This window comes from Gilliamella sp. B3464 (assembly GCF_026536145.1).
In the GTDB taxonomy this organism is placed as follows: domain Bacteria; phylum Pseudomonadota; class Gammaproteobacteria; order Enterobacterales; family Orbaceae; genus Gilliamella.
In genome coordinates this window covers 1-4,348 of the sequence record NZ_JAFNOQ010000022.1, presented here as the reverse complement: position 1 = coordinate 4,348, position 4,348 = coordinate 1, and the positions used below count along the sequence as shown (strand labels likewise).

Sequence of the window (4,348 nt, the reverse complement as noted above, 5' to 3'; positions counted from 1 at the left end):
ATCCATCAGCCCTATTAAATGAAATAAGAACGACTCTTAGTGAAAACGGGGCTTATAAAATTGTTTATGATAGAGCAAATAATACTATCATTAAACAATTTAATGCCGGAAATGGGACGACGGGGAATAATTCCTTATTGGCTAATGCAAATAAAGAATTAGAACAATACGTAGCATCTTTCGCTAATAGCAAATATAAGCCAGCTACTGCAATTGCAGCTGTAGATCCATTAACTGGTAAAGTGGTTACTGCATCAAGTGGGACAGTTCCCACTACAATAGCCCCTGAATTACAAGCTTATGCTGATAAATTAGGAGGATTAGGAGTTAAGACTTCGTGTGGTAATGTATTAGGTGCTTGTGCTGAATTTAGAGCAGCTAACGAATTGTTATTAAATAATCCTAATCTTAAATTAAAAGATATACAATTTACTCAAGCTGTACGCCCTCGTAATGGGACACAAGTGCCTCGTTGTGAAAATTGTACAAATATATTTGGAGTTGAAAAATAATGAGAATGACTGATGAATTTATGAGTACTAACGATCTAGACTGGTTTGCTGCATTTCATAATGGCAATCTAGCACACTTTGCTTCAGGTGGCACATCCGCTGTACCTGAGAAAGTAGCTGATTCAATTAAGAATTATGAAGAAATATATGATTATTTTTTTGATTTAGAAAAACGATGTGATATTGAAATCATTGAAGATAATTTGCCAGAATTCCTTAATCAAAATAAAAGAGAACAATATTTAAGAAGTTATATTGATTCTGCTTTAAAGGGATTATTTAGTTATGATGTTAATTATGAAGATAATAGCTATTTTTTAGTTGCAAAACCCCTTAATCCATTATCTTTAAGAGAAATACCGCAAGATATAAGAGAAATAATCTATACATTACCAAAAGAAATAAAATCCGGCTCAATACACATAATTAAATTAGAATAGTAACAACGTAAAAGCACCCTGATTTATTAGGGTGCTTTTTTAAGCTCCTTAGAGCTACATAGCAAGTTCAATAATTAACTTGTTCTGTTCAACTTTTAATAATGACCGGTCGCCTAGTATAAAAACCGAATTGTTCCAGCCACCTGCCTTTGATTGTTAGTTGTGGTCTTGGGTTGGGCTTTGTGCCTTGTGGCACGTAGCCAATGGTATAAAACCACCTAGCCTCCACTGCGGATAAATCCCAAAACCGGTTAGATACGGGCACCATCAGTTTTAGTGATATAGAAAACAAAGCGGACTTTAAGGTGACCCAGGTATCGATAAGTGGCGGTACGGGAGGACCTGGCGTCCCAACGGCGTATCAAAACAGTGATAAAGACTCAAGTACCACCAAATCAGCAGTGGAAAAGGGACAGTTAATCATCCGTAATCAAGACGAGCAAAAACAGGATATCAATGAATTAAGTCGGGATACGGAGAGTGCCAATAATCCGCTGAAACAGATATTTGATAAGCAAAAAGAGCTTGATAAGATAGAAACGGTAGAGTTAATTAAAGATATTGCCCAACAAACAAAAGATGTGGTGAATAAATATGACCGCATACAAGCGCAAAATGATGTAGATAAAAATAAGGATGCGTTATCAAGGCTTGAGGCAGCAAAAGCGTATGAAAAGTTAACTGATGACGAAAAAGCAAAAATATCGTTTGAAAAGTATTATGAAGATAATAAAGATTACTGGTATTATTCAGCGGTTGATGCGCAATTAGCATCCAACCTAAAAAATGGTAAAAACCTGGGCACAATGGGGGGCGATGTCAGCAAAGGGATAGATAGTGCAGTTGCCATTGTGACAGGTATTATTTCGGGTGATATTACCGGTGGACTTGCTGGCGCCAGTGCCCCTTGGCTGGCTGAGCACATCAAAAAGCATACCGGCCATATGGATGAAAATGGCAACTGGGTAACCGATAATGTTGCCGGAAACTTAGTTACTCATGCGATTTTAGGCGCCGTGGTTGCGGAGTTGCAAGGCAACTCAGGATTATCGGGAGGTCTGGGCGCAGTTGGGGGTGAACTGGCAGCGCAAGTCATTCGAAAAACATTCTATGGAGATAAGAACGACAACGAATTAACCGAAGCAGAAAAACAAAACATCAGCGCACTCGCCCAACTGGCCACCGGTCTGACTATTGCCGTTGCAGGGGGAGATGTAGGTGATGCCGGCACCGCTATTGCTGCGGGTAAAAATGCGGTTGAGAATAACTATCTGGCTCAAGCTACAATAATTGCTTGGCGAGTTCTTCGACCTGAAACATTTGGGCAACAAGTAACAATTACAGCAGTTGATGTACGAGTTGCAAAAGGATTAAGTATTGCTGAAGCCGAATCTTTTTTAACCAGTCTAACGTTCGAACAAAGGAAATTAATTGATCTTGCATTAGTTGATCCGATGGGAGATAGTAACTTCGAAAATGCAGTACTAAAAACTTATGAAATTTATGGTGGGTCTCATCAAAATGAAGGGTATCCTATCCCAGAACCATTACCTCCTTTACCTGGTTCGACAATTCAAGAACAAGATAAAGATGATGGAAAGCTAGTTACCCCAATTCCTGAACAAAATAAAGACAATGGAAAATTAGTCACACCAATAGTGGAGCAAGATAAGAATAGTGGTATTTTTGAAGGTCCTGAAATAGATGTTGGTGATTGGCGGGGTTTTATTCTTACTAATCAAGATAAGTCTTTTGTGGACTACAAAGGTGATTTAAATAAAGGTGACCAAATTGATTTAAGTAAATTTACAGATCGAAAAAAAGTATCTGATGGTAAAACAAATTATGTTGATCCAAAGACTGGTTGGATTCTTTCTCCTGATAGGGCTGGAGCTAATTCTCATGGTGGAAGTGCGTGGAAGCTTATGGATAAAAAAGGTAATCGGATTGCAACATTAGATGAAAATGGGAATGTACTAAGAAAATGAATAAATTAATTGATAGTTTTTTATCGATAGATTTTGATGATGATAGTTTTATGAATAGCTATAATGTAATAACTATTTCTCATTTTGACCATTATTTGAATGAAGATGAATATTCTAAAGCAGAATTAATCTGTTATTCTGATATTAAAGGTAACATTGAAAAAGAAAAGTTATTCAAAAATATTGAGGATAAATTTATAAAATTATATGAATCATTATATTATTTATCAGACAAACAAGAAATGGTATGTATTGATGGTAATTTACTCTCATTAAATTTTGATGAGTATTTGTTGGCTGTAAGAAATGCAATGAAAGAAAAGCCACTATGTCAATTTTTGTATCCTTCATTATTGATGTTTTCTGTTGCTGGTTATGATTTAACTCATCAGTTTTTCTTTCTAAAAGATAATCATGAATTAGTATCACTTCAAAAAACAATAAAAAAAATAGTAGATAATATAGGACTTTATATTATCCAGTAAATTAAGCATAACTGGCAAATAATAATTCAGTTCAGTTCTGCTATAGAGATAGCGGAACTAAGTTAATTATTTATCACTTATGCGATTTACCTCACAAGCTCGACAATTAACTTACCTTTTTTAGCGGTAATGATGACGGATTGGCCTGTGGTGAATCCGAGTTCATTTAGCCGGTTGTCTTTAATGGTAAATTAAGGGGGAAATACCTCTACCAACGTTAGAGCGATCCCCAACGGTGTAATAGGTGGTTCATCTTTAGCAGGGCTGTTTTTGGTTTAGAATAGACCTTAGTTAAAATAACTACCTCTTAGTGTCGAGTTGTTGTGATTAGCAGATTAATTGTGGTCGCACACAGACAGCCTGAGTTTAAACAGTTAATCGCTATTTATCAAGGCAGCAATGCCGATTCAACCCGACTTTTCATAATCATCGCATCAATTAATTTAATCAAGGTCCCTTACTCTTCTATGCGTCGTGGATTTCGTAGCAAATCAAACTGCACACTGGACACATGGATGAAAATGGCAACTGGGTAACCGATAATGTTGCCGGAAACTTAATTACTCATGCGATTTTAGGCGCTGTGGTTGCCGAGCTACAAGGCAACTCAGGACTTGTTGGTGGTGCGGGTGCTGTTGGAGGTGAACTGGCAGCGGACATTATTCGTAAACAACTTTATGGCAAGGATGTAAAAGACCTAACTGAAGAAGATAAACGCACTATCAGTGCACTCGCCCAACTTGCCACTGGACTGGCTATTGCCGTTGCCGGGGGAGATGTGGGTGATGCCGGCACCTCTATTGCTGCCGGTAAGAACTCGGTTGAGAATAACTATCTAGATTTTGGTCTAGTCATTGTAAATGCAGCGAAGGCTGGATGTAACGGTGATAAAGCTTGTGAAGATAAGGTTATCGATGAAGGGA

7 protein-coding genes are annotated in these 4,348 nt (G+C 37.4%); 6 read left to right on the top strand and 1 reads right to left on the bottom strand.

Features of this window, described 5'->3' with window-relative positions; genetic code table 11:
* Both J3U57_RS12550 and J3U57_RS12545 read left to right on the top strand, forming a co-directional pair.
* A partial coding sequence (locus tag J3U57_RS12550) for a hypothetical protein (protein WP_267344964.1) occupies positions 1-512 on the top strand: 512 nt, incomplete at its 5' end.
* Positions 512-952 carry a hypothetical protein gene (locus tag J3U57_RS12545; protein WP_267344963.1) on the top strand — a complete coding sequence of 147 codons (441 nt, stop codon included), beginning with the start codon at positions 512-514 and terminating at the stop codon, positions 950-952. The genes J3U57_RS12550 and J3U57_RS12545, both read left to right, overlap by 1 nt.
* Positions 953-1,040: 88 nt before the next feature.
* Here the strand turns inward: J3U57_RS12545 and J3U57_RS12885 are convergent, their stop codons facing one another.
* Positions 1,041-1,220 (bottom strand): SymE family type I addiction module toxin, encoded by a 180-nt coding sequence (locus tag J3U57_RS12885; protein WP_416379690.1) that lies wholly within the window; start codon positions 1,218-1,220, stop codon positions 1,041-1,043.
* A 37-nt stretch (positions 1,221-1,257) separates the two neighbouring features.
* On the opposite strand from J3U57_RS12885, the gene J3U57_RS12540 reads away from it, so the two are divergent.
* The 4 genes from J3U57_RS12540 to J3U57_RS12525 form a co-directional block, all read left to right on the top strand.
* Positions 1,258-2,940, top strand: coding sequence for a VENN motif pre-toxin domain-containing protein (locus J3U57_RS12540; RefSeq protein ID WP_267344962.1), 1,683 nt, complete (start codon positions 1,258-1,260; stop codon positions 2,938-2,940).
* On the top strand, positions 2,937-3,425 hold the full coding sequence (locus J3U57_RS12535; RefSeq protein ID WP_267344961.1) for a hypothetical protein: 489 nt from the start codon (positions 2,937-2,939) through the stop codon (positions 3,423-3,425). The genes J3U57_RS12540 and J3U57_RS12535 overlap by 4 nt, the downstream gene beginning before the upstream one ends.
* 341 nt (positions 3,426-3,766) lie before the next feature.
* Entirely contained in the window at positions 3,767-3,961 is a 195-nt protein-coding gene (locus tag J3U57_RS12530; RefSeq protein WP_267358481.1) for a hypothetical protein, read from the top strand.
* Positions 3,937-4,348 (top strand): VENN motif pre-toxin domain-containing protein (locus J3U57_RS12525; RefSeq protein WP_267344958.1); only part of this gene is annotated, 412 nt, incomplete at its 3' end. The genes J3U57_RS12530 and J3U57_RS12525, both read left to right, overlap by 25 nt.

Bases quoted from the DNA above. Each gene is read 5' to 3' on its own strand.
- J3U57_RS12535 (WP_267344961.1), top strand. From the start codon at position 2,937: ATGAATAAATTAATTGATAGTTTTTTATCGATAGATTTTGATGATGAT.
- J3U57_RS12545 (WP_267344963.1), top strand. From the start codon at position 512: ATGAGAATGACTGATGAATTTATGAGTACTAACGATCTAGACTGGTTT.
- J3U57_RS12885 (WP_416379690.1), bottom strand. From the start codon at position 1,220: ATGGTGCCCGTATCTAACCGGTTTTGGGATTTATCCGCAGTGGAGGCT.